This window comes from Flavobacterium plurextorum (assembly GCF_002217395.1).
Classification (GTDB): Bacteria; Bacteroidota; Bacteroidia; order Flavobacteriales; family Flavobacteriaceae; genus Flavobacterium; species Flavobacterium plurextorum.
Genome location: NZ_MUHD01000056.1, coordinates 1 through 19,336, shown reverse-complemented (window position 1 = coordinate 19,336; position 19,336 = coordinate 1). Strand labels below are relative to the sequence as shown.

The window sequence follows — 19,336 nt, the reverse complement described above, 5'->3', positions numbered from 1 at the left end:
CTATTTGGTATTTACAGTTTTACTTTTCTTTATAAAAGATAAGTTTGTGGAAGGACCAATTTTAGAGAAATTTTCAGAAATCTTTTTTAATGAATAAGTTATGGAAACAAAAAAGTACTCTTCATACAGAGATTTAGAAATTTTAAAATTAGAAAAAGATATTAATTATCAAAAGTTAGTTTTAAATGTTCAAAAAACAAAAGAAAGTATAACACCGCAAAATATTGTAAACGGTTTTATTTCATCATACACAGATTATTTTTCAAATTCTTACACCAAGATACTTCAATCTGTTTTACCGTATGTAATAGGTTGGTTTATAAATAGAAAAAGAGGCAATTAAGCCTCTTTTTTCTTTTAGTTATTTATTTAACTTCAGGTTGAATGTCATCTTCGTAACCAGATTGTGGTTGAATTGGTTTTGGTTTTTCAATCTTTTTATTGTTTTTCTTCATCATTTCACCAACCTGGTTTGATGCTGTGAATGAAGCAACCATATTATTCAACATATCACTTCCTGCTTGTGGTGAATTTGGAAGTAATATTAAGTTTGAATTTGCATCAGCTCCAATTGCTTGTAATGTATCATAATGCTGTGTAACAACAATTAAAGCAGAAGCTTCTTGTGAATTAATTCCAACATTGTTTAATACTTCAACACTTTCTACCAATCCTCTAGCAATTTCACGACGTTGATCTGCAATACCTTGACCTTGTAAACGTTTACTTTCAGCTTCAGCTTTTGCTTTTGCAACAATTCTAATTCTTGAACTTTCAGCTTCAAATTCAGCAGCAGTTTTTTCTCTATCAGCAGCGTTGATTCTGTTCATTGCATTTTTTACTTGAATATCTGGATCAATATCTGTAACCAATGTATTGATGATATCGTATCCGTAAGTAGTCATCGCTTCGTTTAATTCTCTTTTTACTGCAATTGCGATATCGTCTTTTCTTTCAAAAACATCATCTAATTTTAGTTTAGGAACTTCAGCACGAACAACATCAAATACATAAGCAGTAATCTGATCGTGAGGATATTCTAGTTTATAAAAGGCATCATATACTTTATCTTGAATTACTTTAAACTGAACCGAAACTTTCATTTTAATAAAAACGTTGTCTTTGGTTTTAGTTTCAATAATAACATCTAACTGTTGGATTTTAAGATTTACACGTCCGGCTAATCTATCAACAACTGGAATTTTTAATTGCAATCCCGAATTTCTCACGCTGTGGAATTTTCCAAATCTCTCTATAACAACTGAACTTTGTTGTTTTACAGTAAAGAAAGACGACATGAAAATGAAGAATGCCAATACTAATAAGATAATAAATGCTGTACTCATGGTTTTTAATTTATGTTTATGATTTTGGGAATTTACGAAAATTCTTCTAAAATATAGTTTTTAAGCACTAAAAAAACGCTAAGAACATTTGTTAGATGTTTCTTAGCGTTTCTATTTTGAATTGAAAATTTATTATAATTTTTCGATCGCTTTCTGAATTCTTGAAATAGTTTCTTCTTTTCCAATGATTTCAACAATGTCAAATAGGTGAGGACCTTTAAGAGCTCCAACCAAACTTAATCGGAAAGGCTGCATAACTTTACCCATTCCAATTTCGTTTTTAGTTAACCAATCTTTCACGATTGTTTCAATATTTGCAGAACTAAAATCTTCAATATTTTCTAAAACTGAAATCAATTCCTGCATTAAAGCTGGAGTTTCTTCCTTCCAGTTTTTGCTTGCTTTTTCATCATAAGATGTTGGAGCCTGGAAAAAGAAATCAGTTAAGTCCCAAAAATCTGAAACAAAGTTTGCTCTTTCTTTGATAAGTGATACAATGCGAGTTGTCACTTCGAGCGAAGTCGAGAAACCTTTTTCTTCTAAAATAGGAGAGAAGCTTTTCGCTAAATCAGCATCATTTTGTTTGATTAAGTATTGATGATTGAACCATTTATTTTTCTCTGGATCAAATTTTGCTCCTGCTTTGTGAACTCTATTCAAATCAAAAGCTTCAACTAATTCTTCTAAAGAATATAATTCTTTGTCCGTTCCGTCATTCCAACCTAACAAAGCAAGGAAGTTTACAACAGCTTCTGGGAAGAATCCTTTCTCTCTATATCCAGATGAAATACCTTCTTCAGTTTTCCACTCAAGTGGAAAAACAGGAAATCCTAGTTTATCACCATCTCTTTTAGATAATTTTCCGTTTCCAACAGGTTTTAAAATCAGTGGTAAATGTGCAAATTCTGGAGCATCCCAACCAAAAGCTCTGTATAATAACACGTGAAGCGGCATCGATGGAAGCCATTCTTCTCCACGAATTACATGTGAGGTTTCCATCAAATGATCATCAACAATATTAGCTAAATGATAGGTTGGCATTCCGTCACTTTTAAAAAGAACTTTATCATCAAGTAAACTCGTTTCAAATTTCACATCACCACGAATAATATCTTTTAAATGTAAAGTTTCATCAACCGGAGTTTTAAAACGAATTACAAAGTGTTCGCCATTTGCAATTCTTTTAGCAGTTTCGTCAGCTGAAATTACTAATGATGTGTCTAACTTTTCACGGTTCGTATGATTGTAAATGAATGTTTTTCCTTCAGCTTCTTGTTCTTTTCTCAAAGTATCAAGAGATTCTGGAGTATCAAAAGCATAGTATGCCCAATCAGAATTGATCAATTGGTCAGCATATTTTTGGTATAAATCTTTACGATCACTTTGTCTGTACGGACCAAATTTTTCATTTTTACCAACGGTTTCTTCAGGAGAAATTCCTAACCATTCCAAAGCTTCCATTATATAAGCTTCTGCACCTGGAACAAAACGAGTCTGATCTGTATCTTCAATTCTCAGATAAAAAACACCGTTATGTTTTTTTGCAAATAAATAATTAAATAGGGCAGTACGAACTCCGCCAATATGTAATGGTCCAGTTGGACTTGGTGCAAAACGCACACGAACTTGCTTTGACATTTGTTTAAATTTTGTTGCAAAGATACGATTCTAATTAGAGAATTAGAAAATGAGTTTAATTAGATAATGTATTGTTTGTAGCTTAATTGACTAATTTTCTCATGGATCATTTTCTAATTAAAATTAGTACTTTTATGGGTTATAAATAAAATAGATTCACATTGAAAACATCATCTGCAATATATCAGAAGTTAGAAGGATTTATAAAGAAATATTATATGAATGAATTGATAAAAGGAGCACTTCTTTTTATTGGTTTCGGTTTATTGTATTTTCTTTTTACCCTTTTTGTTGAGTATTTTCTTTGGTTAAAACCTACAGGAAGAACACTTTTGTTTTGGGTATTTATTGGAGTAGAAGTTTTTCTATTGTTTCGATTTATTTTATTTCCAATTTTTAAACTTTTTAAACTTCAAAAAGGAATTGATTATAATCAGGCTTCAGCTATTATTGGGAATCATTTTACTGAAGTTAGTGATAAACTGACAAACTTTTTGCAGCTCTCTTCAAGTGAAAATTCAGCTGAAAGTTCAGAATTAATGTTAGCTTCGATTGAGCAAAAAGCAAATTCATTGCAGCCAATTCCGTTTGGAAATGCAATCAATTTTAAATCAAATAAAAAGTATTTACCACTAGCTTTAATTCCAGTTTTGCTGTTTGCAGTCTTTTTTGTTTCCGGAAACAGCAATATAATTTCGCAGAGTTTTAATAGAGTAGTACATTTTAATGCTTCGTTTTTGCCGCCAGCTCCTTTTAAATTTGTGGTTTTAAACAGTAATCTTCAAACAGAACAAAATAAAGATTTTGTTGTAAAAGTTGAAACTGAAGGTAATATTGTTCCTGAAAATGTAATGATTCATATTGGGAATGAAAGCTATTTTATGGAATCTTCTCAAACAGGAAAGTTTGAGTTTAAGATTGAAAAACCAACAACTGATGTTCAGTTTTCTTTGGAAGGAAATTCAGTTTCATCAAATGAATATGAATTAAAAGTTATTACAGTTCCATCAATTGCGAACTTCGAAATGATTTTGAATTTTCCATCTTACTTGAAAAAGAAATCTGAAATAATTCAAGGTACTGGAAATGCTATTGTACCTGAAGGAACCGTTGTAACTTGGAGAATGAAAACTCAATCTACTCAAGAAGTAGTGTGGAAGGATGAAAGCTCAACTTTTAAGTTTAATAAGGCTGAAAATGAGTTTAAATTGGCTAAGAATATTAGTCAAAACACAGATTATCAAATTCTTACTTCAAATAATAAGGTTAAAAACTATGAAAAGTTAGATTATCAGTTGTCAGTTATCAAAGATCAGTTTCCAACGATCGCTGTTTCGCCTGCTCCTGATAGTTTAAAGCTGGATAAAAGTTATGTTTTAGGAAGATTGGGTGATGATTATGGATTATCAAAACTGCAGGTTGTTTATTATGAACATGGAAAACCTAACACTGCCAAACGTGGAACTATTCCTGTAAAACAAGGAGTATTCGATCAGTTTGTTTTTAATTTTCCAAGTAATCTTGCGGTTGAAGAAGGAGTATCTTACGAATACTATTTTGAGATTTTTGATAATGATGCACTGCATGGATTTAAGAGCGCAAAGTCATCTACGTTTTCTGATCGTGTTTCTACAGTTGATGAAATTCACGATGCCGAATTGCAACAGCAAAATGCTAATATTAATAGTTTATCTAAGTCATTGAAGAATCAGCAAAAGCAGTTTTCTGAAATGGATAAACTGAAAAATACAGGCAAAGAAAAGGATAATTTAGAGTTTAAAGATCAGCAAAAGATCAACGATTTTATCAAACGTCAGAAGCAGCAGGATGAGTTGATGAAGCAATTTGCTGAAAAGATGAATAAAAATTTAGATAAGTTTCAATCTGAAAAGAAAGATAAAACTGCCGATGATTTACAAAAACGTTTAGACAATGCAGAGAAAGATTTAGAAAAGAATCAGAAATTAATGGATGAATTGAAGAATCTAAATGATAAATTAAACAGTGAAGAGTTGTTTGATAAGATGGAAAAATTCAAACAAATAAGCAAGAATCAATCTCGTAATTTAGAACAATTAGTCGAATTAACAAAGCGTTTTTATGTAGAAAAGAAAGCAGAGCAGGTTGCTGAAAAGTTGAATAAATTAGCAGAAAAGCAAGAGCAACTTTCAAATAGTAAAGAAAACAACAAAGAGAAACAAGATGAAATTAATAAGTCTTTTGATAAAATTCAAGAAGATTTAAAAGATTTGAAGCAGGAAAATAACTCATTAAAATCTCCTTTAGATATTCCTAAAGACGCATCGAAAGAAAAAGAAGTAGAGAACGATTTGAATAAAGCTTCGGAAGAACTTGGTAAAAAGAATACAGAATCTGCTAAGCCAAAGCAAAAGAATGCTTCTAAGAAAATGAAATCTATGGCAGAGCAAATGCAATCTACTATGGAAGCAGGTGAACAAGAACAATTGCAGGAAGATGTTGCAATGCTTCGTCAGATTCTTGATAATCTTTTAGCATTTTCATTGTCTCAAGAGGACGTTATGAAACAGTTTAAATCTATGAAATTGGGTTCTTCGGCATATACAAAGAACATAAAAATACAGCAAAATTTAAAGCAGCAGTTCAGACATATTGATGATAGTTTGTTTGCATTATCACTTAGAAATCCAAAAGTTGCTGAAGATGTTACAAAGGAAATTGGCAATGTGCAGTATAATATGGATAAAGCAATTGAAACTTTAACAGATGTTCAGATTCCGAAAGGAGTTTCACATCAGCAATACTCGGTTTCTTCTGCAAACAAGCTGGCTGATTTTTTGAGTGATTTATTAAATAATATGCAAATGTCTATGTCTAAACCTGGAGCTGGAAAACCAAAACCAGGAGATGGTCAAGGTATGCAGCTGCCAGATATTATTCAAAAACAGAAAGGTCTCGCCGAGAAAATGAAGGACGGAATGAAGCAGGGAAGTAAACCAGGTAATAGTCAACAAGGTGATAATGGAGAAGGAAAAGAGGGAGAAGGAAAACAAAATCAAAGTAAAGAAGGACAAGGAAAGACGGGACAAGGAAAAGCGGGTGATGGTAAAAGTGGTCAAGGAAACAACAAAGGAGAGAAAGAAAGTAATGATAATGACGGTGAAGGTGATGCTGAAAAGATAATGGAAATATACAAAGAGCAAGTTAAACTTCGTGAAGCATTGCAAAAAGAATTAGCAAAACAGGGTTTAGATATGCAAGGTAAATCAGTTATTGATCAGATGAAAGCATCGGAAAAACAGATTTTAAATAAAGGTTTTAAGAATGAAAATCTGCAACGTATTTTAAATATTCAACAAGAATTACTAAAATTAAACAATGCAGTTCAGGAACAGGGACAAGACACAAAGCGACAATCCGAAACAAATAAAGCTGAGTTTTCTAATCGTTCAAATGCTTTACCAAGTTCGTTGACGGATTATTTAAACAGTGTAGAGATATTAAACAGACAATCACTACCTTTGCGCTCGAATTTTAATCAAAAGGTTCAAGAATATTTTAATACAAAATGATCAATTTTAATTACGAAACAGAATTTATTTTAGACAACGAACAAGCCTTTTCTGATTGGTTAAGTGCTGTAATAGTTTCTGAAAATAAAAACGAAGGAGAAATAAATTATATTTTTTGTGATGATGATTATCTTCATAAAATTAATGTAGAGTATTTAGATCACGACACACTAACTGATATTATTAGTTTTGATTATACAGTTGGCAACGAATTAAACGGAGATATATTTGTTTCTGTTGAAAGAGTAGAAGATAACGCGAAAGATTTTAATGTTTCTTTTAAGGAAGAACTGAAGCGTGTACTTGCTCACGGTATATTACATTACTGTGGATATAAAGACAAAAGCGATGCTGAAGCAGAACTTATGCGCTCTAAAGAAGATGAGAAAATCGCGATGTTTCACGTGGAACAGTAAAAATCTTATTTCAAGTTTTTATTGTTTCTCTCGAGTCTTCGAGATTAAGTTGTGAATATTGAAATCGAGAATTAGTAATTGTTCCACGTGAAACGTTTTTATTTAAAATTGTTTTTAAAAAGTGTTTCACGTGGAACATGTAAAATTTAATTCTGACAAGAAGGAAGTAATAGAATGTTTCACGTGAAACATCTAGTTTTAGATTTTGATTTTAGTGGAAAATAAATGCGTTCCACGTGGAACTTTTAAGTTGTTTTAAAACTTGAAACTTGAAACCTGAAACCTGAAACCTGAAACCTGAAACCTGAAACTTGAAACCTGAAACTTGAAGTAAAATAAAAGTTCCACGTGGAACAAAGAAGATAAAAGTTAATTCTGAGAATCGCCTTAACCGGTTTGCAGAGAATAATAAAACAAAATGTTTTTAGAAGAATACGATGTTATTGTAGTTGGTGCTGGTCATGCAGGATCTGAAGCCGCGGCAGCGGCCGCAAATTTGGGATCCAAAACTTTATTGGTTACAATGAGTTTGCAGAATATAGCTCAGATGTCATGCAATCCTGCAATGGGAGGAATTGCGAAAGGACAAATCGTTCGTGAGATTGATGCACTTGGAGGTTACTCTGGAATTGTATCAGATCGAACTGCAATTCAGTTTAAGATGTTGAATAAATCAAAAGGACCGGCAATGTGGTCGCCAAGAGTTCAAAGTGATCGAATGCGTTTTGCAGAGGAATGGAGAATGATGTTGGAGGGGACTCCAAATTTAGATTTTTACCAAGAGATGGTAAAAGGGTTGATTATTGAGAATGGAAAGATAAAAGGAATCAAAACTTCGCTTGGAGTTGAAATTCGTTCAAAATCTGTAGTGTTGACAAACGGAACTTTTTTGAACGGATTAATTCATATTGGGGAAAAACAATTCGGTGGAGGAAGAGCAGGCGAAAGTGCTGCAACTGGAATTACTGAAGATTTAGTGAAAGCTGGATTCGAAGCTGGAAGAATGAAAACAGGAACGCCGCCGCGAGTTGATGGACGTTCTTTGGATTATTCTAAAATGAATGAAGAAAAAGGAGATGCGAAACCGGATAAGTTTTCTTATTCGGATTTAACTGTTCCGTTGACACATCAAAGATCTTGTCACATGACATACACTTCGCTTGAAGTTCATGATATTTTGAGAGAAGGTTTTGATCGTTCGCCAATGTTCAACGGAAGAATCAAAAGTTTGGGTCCAAGATATTGTCCGTCGATTGAAGATAAGATTAATCGTTTTGCGGATAAAGAACGTCACCAACTTTTTGTTGAGCCAGAAGGATGGAATACTTGTGAAGTTTATGTAAACGGATTTTCGACTTCGCTTCCAGAAGATATTCAATTTAAAGCGTTGAGTTCTGTTGCTGGTTTTGAGAAAGTGAAATTCTTTCGTCCGGGTTATGCAATCGAGTATGATTATTTCCCGCCGACACAATTGAAACATACTTTGGAAACGAAGTTGGTTGAAGGGTTATATTTTGCTGGACAAATTAATGGAACGACAGGATATGAAGAAGCAGCATCGCAAGGTTTGATGGCCGGAATAAATGCGCATTTGAAAGTGCATGAAAAAGCGCCATTAATTTTAAAACGTGATGAAGCTTATATTGGGGTTTTGATCGACGACTTGATTACGAAAGGAACCGAAGAACCATATCGTATGTTTACATCAAGAGCGGAGTATAGAACTTTATTGCGCCAAGATAATGCAGATTTTAGATTAACGCCAATGTCTCATGAAATTGGTCTTGCTTCTGAAGCTCGTTTGCGAAGAATGGAAAAGAAATTAAACGAGTCTGAAAAGATGGTTGCATTTTTTAAAGAAACAAGTGTTTCGGTCGCAGAGACAAATCCAATTTTAGAAGCGAAGGAAACGGCACCAATTACCCAAGGTGATAAAATGTTTAAAGTTTTCTCTCGTCCGCAGATTGATTTAGAAGATATGCTGAAATTCGAAAAAGTGAAAGCGTATGTTGAGGAGAATGATCTAGACAGAGAAATATTAGAACAAGCCGAAATTCAAGTTAAGTATTCTGGTTATATCGAAAAGGAAAGAAATAACGCGGATAAGTTAACTCGTTTAGAAGAAGTAAAAATTCCAGAGAATTTCGATTATAATAAAATTAAGTCAATGTCGATTGAAGCAAAACAAAAATTGGGTAAAATTCGACCAGTTACAATTTCTCAAGCTTCAAGAATCAGCGGAGTATCGCCAAGTGATATTTCTGTGCTTTTAATTTATATGGGACGATAAATAAATTATTTCAAGTTTCAGGTTTCAAAGTATATTGGAATCTGAAATTTTGTTTTGTTTTGTTCTGAATGAACTTAGAACTTAAAACAATGTAAACTTGAAAAGAATAATTTTGTTCCACGTGAAACGATTTTTATAAAAATATCGTTTTATGAAAAAAATAGAGAATAAATTATAGAATTGTAGAGATGGACAATTGTCCATCTTTTGCAATTTTGAAATCATATCAAATCAAGATTAGTCGAGCTTCGGTTTGTCTAAATTATACGCACCTACTAAAACTATTAATTTAAAAATGGACGTTTTAAACAAAAAACATTTTCTTACTGTAAAAGATCATTCTGTTTCAAAAGAAATTTTCGATTTATATTATGATGAAAATCTAGATATGCTGATTACTTCACCGCAGCCTGATTTAGAAAATTTGGGAAGATATTACGAAAGTGAAGATTATATTTCGCATACAGACAATAAACGTTCGTTATTTGAGAAAGCATATCATTTTGTAAAAAATATTGCTTTAAAGAATAAACTGAATTTAATCAATGCTGAACAAATTCATAAAGGAAGAATTTTAGATATTGGTGCCGGAACAGGTGATTTTTTATTGACTGCAAAGAATGATGGTTGGGAAACTGTTGGAGTAGAGCCAAGCGAAAGAGCAAAAAATATTGCAATTCAAAAAGGGATTTCGTTTGTGCATGAAATTAGTGATCTCGAAAGTCATTCTTTTGATATTGTAACAATGTGGCATGTTTTAGAACATGTACCAAATTTAGAACTCCAGATTCAAGAATTGAAACGATTATTGAAACCAACTGGAACATTAATTGTTGCGGTTCCAAACTTTAAATCTTTTGATGCGGAATATTATAAATCTTTTTGGGCAGCTTATGATGTGCCAATTCATTTTTGGCATTTTTCAAAAAAATCAATTCAATCACTTTTTGAAAAAGTTGATATGAAATTAGAAAAGGTTCTGCCAATGAAATTTGATTCTTTTTATGTGAGTCTTTTATCAGAAAAATACAAAACTGGAAAAATGAATTTTATTAGTGCATTTTTTATCGGATTGCGATCAAATTTAAAAGCGTCAAGTACAAAAGAGTATTCGTCGCATATTTATGTGCTAAAAAACAACCAAAACGCAAAATAAGCGTATTTAAGGCGTTTTTCGAGGATAACCGAGGGTTTGTATTGTCTTTTTTGAGATAATTCCTCTGAGAAAAGCTGTGAAAGCCACTTTTAATAGTGATATTTTATAGTAGCTTTTAACTCGATAAATAAAACCAATATCATAAAATTTTAGCATTTTTTAAACTTTATGTGGATGCTATTTATTTTTTTATATTTTTGTCTTTAATACTTTAAAAAAAATAGAAATTTAGAAATGAAAAAAGCATTAGTAATTATCGCACTTTCAATTTTTGTTGTTTCATGTGATAAAGCAGCCGAAGTTAAGGAAGTAAAAACAGCTTACGTAGATACTTCAGTTTTAATGAAAGAGTACACTGAAGCAAAAGACCTTGAAGCTAAGTACAAAGCTCAAGCAGAAGAAAAGGGAAGACAACTTCAAGCTGAAATTACTCGTTTTAAACAAGACGCTGCTAATTTTCAAAGTCAAGCACAAGCTAATGGTCAGCAATGGGCGCAGCAAAGAGGCGCTGAATTGCAAAAAAGAGAGCAGCAATTAGGTTATGCTCAACAAGCATTATCTCAGCAATTGCAGCAAGAGAGCGGTGTAGAAATGGATTCTCTAGTAAGCGGAGTTAAAAAATTTATTAAAGATTACGGTAAGAAAAACGGATATTCTTATATCTACGGTACTGGTGATGCAGCTTCAATATTGTATGCTGAAGATAAGTACGACATTACAAAAGAAGTTGTTAAAGCTTTGAATGATAAATACAAAGCTTCTCCTAAAACAGAAGATAAACCAGCTGTAAAAGAAGAGGCTAAAAAATAAACTGCCAAACTAACTAACTAAATTGAAAAACCTAAATCACCCAGTTGATTTAGGTTTTTTTCTTTTATAAAAATGCGATATTTTTGACCTTTAATACCCGCCTAATGCAAAACGTTTCAGAAGCTGCAGCTTATACCTTGCAATTTATAAATCAAACGCAAAAATCGATATTTTTAACCGGTAAAGCTGGTACAGGAAAAACGACTTTACTGCGCGAAATCATTGCGACTACTCATAAAAATACTGTTGTTGTGGCTCCTACGGGAATTGCTGCGCTTAACGCCGGCGGTGTAACAATTCATTCCATGTTTCAGCTGCCGTTTTCGGCTTTTTTGCCCACTTATCAAGAAAGTTCTCAGTTTACTGAAACTGTGAAATTCGAGAATAAAGAATCTCTGCGCAGGCATTTTAAGATGAATAACGTTAAGCGAAACGTGATTCGGAATATGGAATTATTGATTATTGATGAAGTTAGTATGTTACGCGCTGATTTACTAGACGCTATCGATTTTATGATGCAGACAGTTCGCAAAAATACTCGAGCTTTTGGCGGGGTTCAGGTACTTTTTATTGGTGATTTATTGCAATTACCGCCAGTAATTCGGGATGAAGAATGGCGCACACTTCGCAATTATTACAAAGGAAAATTCTTTTTTCATTCACACGTTATCACACAGAATCCGCCTTTGTACATTGAATTATCTAAAATCTACCGTCAAAGCGATGATGTTTTTATTTCTGTTTTAAATAATCTGCGTAATAATCAAATTACAAAAGAAGATGTACAGGTTTTAAATCAATATGTTCAGCCGGATTTTGATTTAAAAAACAATCCTGGTTTTATAACACTTACAACGCATAATGCAAAGGCAGACACTATTAATGAACAGGCAATCAATGATTTATCAGGAAATGAGTTTACATATCAGCCTTTTGTAGTTGGAGATTTTCCAGAAAAAATATTTCCAGTTGAAGAAAGTTTAAAACTTAAAGTGGGTGCACAGGTAATGTTTGTTAAAAACGATTTGTCTTTTGAGAAACGCTATTTCAATGGAAAAATGGGCGTTATAAAATCACTTTCACCAGAAGAAATCTTTGTTCATTTTCCAGAAGAGAACAAAACTATTGAAGTAGAGAAATACGAATGGAAAAACATTCGATACAAGGTAAATGAACTTACAAAAGAAATCGAAGAGGAGGTTTTAGGCACATTTGCACATTATCCTTTAAAATTGGCTTGGGCAATTACAGTGCATAAAAGTCAAGGATTAACTTTTGAGAAAGCTGCGCTCGATGTATCGCAAGTTTTTCTGCCTGGACAGGCATATGTAGCATTATCGCGGTTAACGTCCTTAAATGGGCTTATTTTGCTTTCTCCGATACAAATGAATGGTCTTTCCAACGATCAAGATGTGATGGATTATTCTTTGAACAAAGCAACAGAAGATGTTTTGAAGAATTCTCTTCATTTTGAAACTAAAAATTTTATTCATAACTATTTGATTAATAGTTTCAATTGGGCAGATTTAGCGCAGGAATGGCGCAATCATCGTTTTAGTTATAATGAAAATGCTGCAAGTTCCGAAAAATCTAAGCATTCTGCGTGGGCTCATAAACGTTTGGAAACAATAGATTCGCTTATAAATCCATCGGAGAAATTTGTGCAGCAGCTAAACAAAATATTCAGTAAAGAAACGGTTGATTTGTTGTTTGTGCAGGAAAGAGTTACAGCGGCTTATGATTACTTTTTTAAGCCGATGGATAAATTAGTTACAGACCTTTTGAGTAAAATGGCTGAAATTCAAAAATTTAAAAAGGTAAAAGAGTTTTACGAAGAATTAGCTTTATTGGATGATTTACAAACAAAAGCAGTCTTGCGTTTGATGAAGGCAAAATTACTAATTGAAGTAGTCGTTTCCCGTGAAACAATTTGCAAGGAAAAATTAACTTCTCCAGCGATAAAAAATTATAAAACAGATAAAGTTTCTAGAATCAAAGAAGACTTTAAAATGGCGAATACAGACATGTTTCAAGCCGAAGAGCCAGTAACGCGTTATATCTCTAAAAAAGTGGATAAAACAGCCGAAAAAGGCCCAAAAAAGACCACTGTAGAAGAAACCCACGAACTATGGCTGGAGAAAAACTCTGTTGAAGATATTGCAAGACTTAGAAAATTGACTGTTCAAACGGTCGAAATGCACTTGGTAAAACTTATTCAGGCCAAGAAAGTTGATATTTCTGATGTTCTTCCTTACGACAAAATTCTTGCGCTGCGTGAAGCTTTTCAGTTTTATCAAGAAGAATCGCTTAATGGTTTAAAAGAAAAACACGGCGATGAGTTTAGTTGGGATGAACTTAAAATGTTTAAAGCCAGTATAAATTAATTGTATAAAATAGATTATAAGGTAATTAATAGTTTATAAAGTACTTTACAAATAGCTTTTATAAGTTCCACGAGAAACAAAAAATCCTATTCAATTTGAAATAGGATTTTTTGTTTTAATACTGTGCTTTTAGACTTTCCATTTTGTTTTGTTGTTGTATCTTTCTTAGTTTAAGCTTTTCAATTTCAATATCTTCTTTTTTGATCTTAATTTTTTGTTTTTGCAGATCTTCTGAAGATAATGATGTAGTATTGATTTTTGATTCCAGTTTGGATTGTTTCGCTTCTAGTTTTTCGATTTTATTAGAGGTGTTTTCAATATCTTTTTCTGAATTTTTTAGATCTCGAAGATGATTATCAATTCTTTTTTGCTCTTTTTTTAAGGCTTGCCGCTCGTTGATTAGTTTTTTGGTATAATCAGATTGTTCTTTCTGAGTTTCTTTTTCTGTTTTTTCTTGTGCAAAAAATGAATTGGAATTTAGAATGAATAATAAAGCGAATAAAAATTGTAAAGTTGGTTTCATTGCAGAATGTTCTTTAAATTGTTGAAGAACAAAAATATACCTGCGTTACTAGATTACGGTTCTAAAGAGGACTTTTTAAGGAGAGAATAGGGCAAAAAAAAAGCCCGTTCAATGAGTAGAACAGGCTTTAGTTTTTTATAAATTTTCGACTAGAATCCAGGCATCAGGATTTTCGCCTTTTTGTATTTCTTTTTGCGCTTTTTGCGCTTCATTCATGGTAGCATAACTTCCGTATAAAACAGGAAATAAGCCGTGTTTGTTTTCTCCAAGCATTCTAGCTTGATAACCATCTTTAATCAATTGGTTATAAGCTTTTCTTGCATTTTGTTCACTTCTAAAAGCGCCTGCCATAATATGATAAGGCATTACTTTTTCTGCAGGTGCTTCTACTTTTGCTGAATCAACTGCAAGAGTTACAGCAGGTAAAGGATTTTCAATAAAGAAAGTTGCTTCTTGTATTTTAGTTTGAAATTTTTTCTGTACAACACCTTCTACAACAAGAGTTTGTGCCGCAATTTGATTTTGGTAAAGCGGGTATCCGATACTTCCGGTAATTCCTAAACCAAGAACAAAAATAGCAGCATATCTTAAGAAAGTTCGTGATGATCTTCCTTCTTCATTTTCATATAACGAAACGCTTTCTTTTTCAAGCTGTTCCAGTTTTTGCTTAAAATTCTCTTTCTTAATCAATGGCGAAACAAACGGGCTTAATCCGAATGAAGTCGTTAAAAAATTAGTTTGATCATTTGGTGTAAAAATGATATTGCTTTCAGAATTAAGACGGATTTCTCCAATGTTTTTTAAACTTATAACTCCGTTTTCTTCCAGTGTTTTTTTCCAACTCTGAACTTCAGCGGCAATACCATTTACAGCAAAACCATACGTTGTACTTTCTGCATGCGATATATGATTAGCCAATAGTCCATCATTATTTTTAAGATGACTATTGAAAGAGATCATTTTTTTTGGCGGAAAAAATGAATTTGTGCTTTCATTAAGCTGTGCCGATTGAATTTCGGTTAAAAATGCTCCAAACCCTGGAACCGTTACACACTGATAACGATACAATAACTGTGCGATGTAAGTTTCGATTTTCATAGAAACAAAGTTAGGTAATGAATATAGTTATCAAAATTTTATTCACAATTTTTATTAACAATTCGGCTTTTTTTATAGACAATTCGTTTTCAATAATTTAAGATTTTTTGTTGTCATTTTAATTAATGTGCTGAAAGTTAAATTTAAATATTTATTAAGAAATTACTTTATTTTATTCATATTTGTACGATTAAATTGCTTTAGTTTTTGTTTCTATTTTACATAATGTTATAAAGAGATGTCAGATCAAGAATTGTTTTATTTATTAGCCTTAATGAAGGTGGATGGTGTAGGGGATATAATGGCTAAAAAATTGCTTTCTAGTTTTGGAGATGCTGAAACTATTTTTAAAGCAAAATCAAATCAAATTGCTGTTATAGATGGAGTTGGAAGCGTTTTAATGAAAAATTTGAAAGACAAAACTATATTTGAAAAAGCCAGTAAAGAACTTGAATTTATAAAGGCGGATGGTTTGAAAGTTTCTTTTTTTCAAGACGATGATTATCCGGATAGACTTAAACATTGTATTGATTCTCCGGTGTTGATTTTTTCTTCTGGAAATATAAATTTAAAAAACAGGAAGATTATCAGCATAGTTGGAACACGACAAATAACATCGTATGGAACTGAATTTTGTCGGAAGTTGATTGAAGATCTTGTGCCTTTAGATCCTGTAATTGTAAGTGGTTTTGCGTACGGTGTTGATATTGTGGCGCATCAATTGGCTGTGGAAAATAATTTGCAGACAATTGGAGTTTTGGCACACGGTTTAAACCAAATTTATCCTAAAACGCACAAAAAGTATATGGCGAAAATTGAGGAAAATGGTGGTTTTATTACTGAGTTTTGGAGCTCATCAAATCCTGATAAAGAAAATTTTGTTCGTCGAAACCGCATTGTTGCGGGAATGAGTGAAGCTACAATTGTGATAGAATCTGCAGATAAGGGAGGATCGCTTATTACGGCACATTTGGCCAACGATTACAATCGTGATGTATTTGCTGTTCCCGGTCGTGTCAGTGATAAATACAGTCAAGGCTGTAATAACCTCATTAAAACGCAAAAAGCAAATGTTTTGACCTCTGCTGCCGATTTGGTTTATATTTTGAACTGGGACGTTAAAAACAAGCTAAAAACAGTGCAGAAACAATTGTTTGTGGATTTAGATGAATGTGAACAGAAGATTTATGATTTTTTACTTAAAAACGGTAAAGAATTGCTGGATATAATTGCGATAGAATGTGATCTGCCATTATTCAAATTATCGGGAACACTTTTAAATATGGAATTGAAGGGCATTATTCGTCCTTTGCCAGGAAAGTTGTTTGAAGCGGTTTAAAACAAAAAAGCCTAACAGGATTTTAAATCTGTCAGGCTTGATAAATTATTTTTGAAACCCAAGAACATCTCTTACTTTGGCCAAAACGCCGTCAGCAACAACAGAAGCCTTTGCTGCACCTTTTTTCAATAGCGCATCAACTTCATCAAGATTGTTTATGTAGTAATTGTATTTTTCTCTTTCTGTTTTAAATTTTTCTGTAATCAATTCAAACAAAGCTTGTTTGGCATGACCATAACCATAATTTCCGCCTAAATAATTTGCTCTCATTTCAGCAATTTGCTCTTCTGTTCCTAATAACGAATAGATAGCAAATGCATTGCAAGTATCTGGATTTTTAGGATCTTCAAGCGGTGTGCTGTCAGTTTCAATACTCATAACTTGCTTGCGTAAAATTTTATCATCAAGAAAAATATTGATAATATTATTGGCAGATTTACTCATTTTTCCGCCATTCGTTCCAGGAATTAACATACTGTTTTCTTGAATTTTAACTTCTGGAATAACAAATGTTTCGCCCATTTGATGATTGAAACGTGAAGCGACGTCACGCGTGATTTCTAAATGCTGCATCTGATCTTTTCCAACTGGAACAAATTCTGCATCATAAAGTAAAATATCAGCAGCCATTAACATCGGATATGTAAAAAGTCCAGCGTTTACATCATCTAAACGATCTGCTTTATCTTTAAAAGAATGTGCTAAAGTCAAACGTTGAAAAGGAAAAAAACAGCTTAAGTACCAAGTCAATTCAGTTGTTTGAGCCACATCAGATTGTCTGTAAAAGGTAACTTTATCAGGATTTAAACCACAGGCAAGCCAAGCAGCGGCAGTACTATATGTGTTTTCTCTTAAAGTTTTACCATCTTTAATTTGTGTAATTGAATGTAAATCAGCTATAAACAAATAAGATTCGTTTGCTGGATTATTCGATAACTCAACTGCAGGGATAATCGCTCCCAATAAATTGCCTAAGTGTGGCGTTCCAGTACTCTGAACACCAGTAAGTATTTTTGCCATTCTTGTTTTTCTTATTCTGTATTTGCAAATGTCGTGATGTTTTTTTATAACCACAAAGTTTATTTTTTTATCAGATGGTGTTTTTACCGTTGAGAACACAAAGTTTTTCGTGGTAAAAAAATACTTCGGGTTGTATTATTTAAAATTCATTTCTGTTTTCTTACATTTGAAACCATGAAAGGATTTAAAATTGTTTTTTGGATTTTATGGCGTATTTGGTTTTATGTTTTAATGGCCATTCCAATAATTATTATGCTGCCGTTTTTAGTGATTTCTATTCTCTCAGAGAAGGGTTATCCTTATTTCTTTAAAATGGCTCGTATTTGGGCTAAATTTATCCTTTACGGGATGGGTTTTTATTACAAAGTAAAGCGTGAACAGAAACTCATTAAGCACAAAAGCTATATGATTGTCGCTAATCATACTTCGATGACAGACATTATGCTGACGCTTGCTATCATAAAAAATCCTTTTGTTTTTGTGGGAAAGAAAGAACTTGTAAAAATTCCGTTGTTTGGTTTTTTCTATAAAAGAACTTGTATTTTGGTAGACAGAAATTCTTCCCGAAGTAAAAATGAGGTTTTTAAACGTGCTCAGAGTCGTTTAAATCAAGGTTTGAGTATTTGTATTTTTCCAGAAGGCGGAGTTCCAGATGATGAAAGTGTTTTGCTGGATGAGTTTAAAGATGGTGCTTTTAGACTGGCTATTGATCATCAAATTCCAATTGTTCCAATCGTTTATCCGGACAATAAAGAACGTTTTTCATATACTTTTTTTAGCGGAAGTCCAGGAAAAATGAGGGTAAAAGTTTTACCATTTGTTGAAACGAATGGGCTGACTTCTGAAAACCGAAAAGAGCTTAGAGAAAAAGTCAGACAATTGATTTACAAAGAATTGTTAGAGTTTGAGAAGAAAGATTCTAAAAAATAATTATATACAAAACCCGATATTCAAGCTTAAAGGATATCGGGTTTTCTTTTTTGAATTAAAAACGTCCTTTTATGTTTAAAGAAGTTTATCTATGAATTATTTTTTCTGAGATAAAACGCAGCACTTTTTTAAATTTCAATTTGGTTTTTTTTCGGTTTTTACTGTACAACACTTCTATTTTCTCTTTCATGGTTAAAATATTATAAGGTTGGTAATAAAGAGTTTAAAACTCAGTTAACGTCACATAATAGTAGATTGTAAAAATTGAAAAAGGTTGCGTCAAGGAATAGAAAAAATAATAAGGTGGCAAAATCCGTCAGCAAAAACTAACGGATTCGTACCTTAACCAACCAAATTTATTCTAAAAACCGTCGAATAGGTATTTATGGCAAATACCTGCCCAAATATTAATTTTATTTATTAGATGGGTTAATTTGAAAATGGTTGCGTTGTTTTTCTGTTTTTTTTTAAAAATAAAAAAATGGAAAGGTTTATCAGTGTGGAGGGTTTTAATTTTAAAGCAGTAAACTATTCATTTTTAGTTATTTCATAACTTATCGAAACCCGAAGAATCTTGGTTTTTACGTCTAATAACTGATATTTTCATGTTTTTGGTAAAGAAAAATAACAGCCCTAGAAGATCAAAAACTATAATTAAGGATAGAAATGTTCTTTTCGAGAAACTATAATTATTAAAATTTTCCGAAATTATATTGATAATGCTTTTTTCAAGAAACAAACTTATGATTATCAGTAAAATAATGGTGAAACATAAATGTTTTTGATTTTGAAAGTGCATAATTTCATTCTGAAAATCTTTAGAATAATTATACAT

The 19,336-nt window shown here is 32.3% G+C and carries 14 protein-coding genes; 9 read left to right on the top strand and 5 right to left on the bottom strand.

Annotated elements, in window-relative coordinates; all coding sequences use genetic code 11:
- The first annotated feature begins 100 nt into the window (after nt 1–100).
- Nucleotides 101–343: a DUF6327 family protein gene (locus B0A81_RS21320; protein WP_089059888.1), complete on the top strand. Its 243-nt coding sequence runs from the start codon at nt 101–103 to the stop codon at nt 341–343.
- Nucleotides 344–365: 22 nt separating this feature from the next.
- Here the strand turns inward: B0A81_RS21320 and B0A81_RS21315 are convergent, their stop codons facing one another.
- Both B0A81_RS21315 and gltX read right to left on the bottom strand, forming a co-directional pair.
- Complete coding sequence (locus B0A81_RS21315) at nt 366–1,346, bottom strand: SPFH domain-containing protein (protein WP_089059887.1); 981 nt, start codon at nt 1,344–1,346, stop codon at nt 366–368.
- Between the two features lie 132 nt (nt 1,347–1,478).
- A complete protein-coding gene (gltX, locus tag B0A81_RS21310; RefSeq protein ID WP_089059886.1) occupies nt 1,479–2,984 on the bottom strand; it encodes a glutamate--tRNA ligase in 1,506 nt (501 codons plus the stop codon).
- A gap of 161 nt (nt 2,985–3,145) precedes the next feature.
- Here gltX and B0A81_RS21305 point away from each other — a divergent pair, with 161 nt between their 5' ends.
- The 6 genes from B0A81_RS21305 to B0A81_RS21280 all read left to right on the top strand — a co-directional run bounded on the left by B0A81_RS21305 (nt 3,146) and on the right by B0A81_RS21280 (nt 13,591).
- Entirely contained in the window at nt 3,146–6,535 is a 3,390-nt protein-coding gene (locus tag B0A81_RS21305) for a DUF4175 family protein (RefSeq protein ID WP_089059885.1), read from the top strand.
- On the top strand, nt 6,532–6,951 hold the full coding sequence (gene ybeY, locus B0A81_RS21300; protein WP_089059884.1) for an rRNA maturation RNase YbeY: 420 nt from the start codon (nt 6,532–6,534) through the stop codon (nt 6,949–6,951). The genes B0A81_RS21305 and ybeY overlap by 4 nt, the downstream gene beginning before the upstream one ends.
- Nucleotides 6,952–7,369: 418 nt before the next feature.
- Nucleotides 7,370–9,241: a tRNA uridine-5-carboxymethylaminomethyl(34) synthesis enzyme MnmG gene (gene mnmG, locus B0A81_RS21295; RefSeq protein ID WP_089059883.1), complete on the top strand. Its 1,872-nt coding sequence runs from the start codon at nt 7,370–7,372 to the stop codon at nt 9,239–9,241.
- A gap of 295 nt (nt 9,242–9,536) precedes the next feature.
- Nucleotides 9,537–10,397, top strand: a complete 861-nt coding sequence (locus B0A81_RS21290; protein WP_089059889.1) for a class I SAM-dependent methyltransferase — start codon at nt 9,537–9,539, stop codon at nt 10,395–10,397.
- Between the two features lie 234 nt (nt 10,398–10,631).
- Nucleotides 10,632–11,207: an OmpH family outer membrane protein gene (locus B0A81_RS21285; protein ID WP_089059882.1), complete on the top strand. Its 576-nt coding sequence runs from the start codon at nt 10,632–10,634 to the stop codon at nt 11,205–11,207.
- A gap of 104 nt (nt 11,208–11,311) precedes the next feature.
- Nucleotides 11,312–13,591 (top strand): helix-turn-helix domain-containing protein, encoded by a 2,280-nt coding sequence (locus B0A81_RS21280; RefSeq protein WP_089059881.1) that lies wholly within the window; start codon nt 11,312–11,314, stop codon nt 13,589–13,591.
- Between the two features lie 115 nt (nt 13,592–13,706).
- On the opposite strand, the gene B0A81_RS21275 is transcribed toward B0A81_RS21280, so the two are convergent.
- Together B0A81_RS21275 and B0A81_RS21270 are read right to left on the bottom strand one after the other, a co-directional pair.
- A complete protein-coding gene (locus B0A81_RS21275) occupies nt 13,707–14,114 on the bottom strand; it encodes a hypothetical protein (protein ID WP_089059880.1) in 408 nt (135 codons plus the stop codon).
- Nucleotides 14,115–14,249: 135 nt separating this feature from the next.
- Nucleotides 14,250–15,212, bottom strand: coding sequence for an HU domain-containing protein (locus B0A81_RS21270; RefSeq protein ID WP_089059879.1), 963 nt, complete (start codon nt 15,210–15,212; stop codon nt 14,250–14,252).
- A 238-nt stretch (nt 15,213–15,450) separates the two neighbouring features.
- Between B0A81_RS21270 and dprA the strand changes: the two genes are divergently transcribed.
- Complete coding sequence (gene dprA, locus B0A81_RS21265; protein WP_089059878.1) at nt 15,451–16,551, top strand: DNA-processing protein DprA; 1,101 nt, start codon at nt 15,451–15,453, stop codon at nt 16,549–16,551.
- Nucleotides 16,552–16,596: 45 nt separating this feature from the next.
- Here the strand turns inward: dprA and trpS are convergent, their stop codons facing one another.
- Entirely contained in the window at nt 16,597–17,571 is a 975-nt protein-coding gene (gene trpS / locus B0A81_RS21260; protein WP_089059877.1) for a tryptophan--tRNA ligase, read from the bottom strand.
- A gap of 174 nt (nt 17,572–17,745) precedes the next feature.
- Here trpS and B0A81_RS21255 point away from each other — a divergent pair, with 174 nt between their 5' ends.
- Nucleotides 17,746–18,501: a lysophospholipid acyltransferase family protein gene (locus tag B0A81_RS21255; protein WP_089059876.1), complete on the top strand. Its 756-nt coding sequence runs from the start codon at nt 17,746–17,748 to the stop codon at nt 18,499–18,501.
- Nucleotides 18,502–19,336 lie beyond the last annotated feature (835 nt).

Bases quoted from the DNA above. Each gene is read 5' to 3' on its own strand.
- ybeY (WP_089059884.1), top strand. From the start codon at position 6,532: ATGATCAATTTTAATTACGAAACAGAATTTATTTTAGACAACGAACAA.
- B0A81_RS21280 (WP_089059881.1), top strand. From the start codon at position 11,312: ATGCAAAACGTTTCAGAAGCTGCAGCTTATACCTTGCAATTTATAAAT.
- gltX (WP_089059886.1), bottom strand. From the start codon at position 2,984: ATGTCAAAGCAAGTTCGTGTGCGTTTTGCACCAAGTCCAACTGGACCA.
- B0A81_RS21285 (WP_089059882.1), top strand. From the start codon at position 10,632: ATGAAAAAAGCATTAGTAATTATCGCACTTTCAATTTTTGTTGTTTCA.
- B0A81_RS21315 (WP_089059887.1), bottom strand. From the start codon at position 1,346: ATGAGTACAGCATTTATTATCTTATTAGTATTGGCATTCTTCATTTTC.
- B0A81_RS21270 (WP_089059879.1), bottom strand. From the start codon at position 15,212: ATGAAAATCGAAACTTACATCGCACAGTTATTGTATCGTTATCAGTGT.
- dprA (WP_089059878.1), top strand. From the start codon at position 15,451: ATGTCAGATCAAGAATTGTTTTATTTATTAGCCTTAATGAAGGTGGAT.
- B0A81_RS21320 (WP_089059888.1), top strand. From the start codon at position 101: ATGGAAACAAAAAAGTACTCTTCATACAGAGATTTAGAAATTTTAAAA.
- B0A81_RS21290 (WP_089059889.1), top strand. From the start codon at position 9,537: ATGGACGTTTTAAACAAAAAACATTTTCTTACTGTAAAAGATCATTCT.
- B0A81_RS21255 (WP_089059876.1), top strand. From the start codon at position 17,746: ATGAAAGGATTTAAAATTGTTTTTTGGATTTTATGGCGTATTTGGTTT.
- trpS (WP_089059877.1), bottom strand. From the start codon at position 17,571: ATGGCAAAAATACTTACTGGTGTTCAGAGTACTGGAACGCCACACTTA.
- mnmG (WP_089059883.1), top strand. From the start codon at position 7,370: ATGTTTTTAGAAGAATACGATGTTATTGTAGTTGGTGCTGGTCATGCA.
- B0A81_RS21275 (WP_089059880.1), bottom strand. From the start codon at position 14,114: ATGAAACCAACTTTACAATTTTTATTCGCTTTATTATTCATTCTAAAT.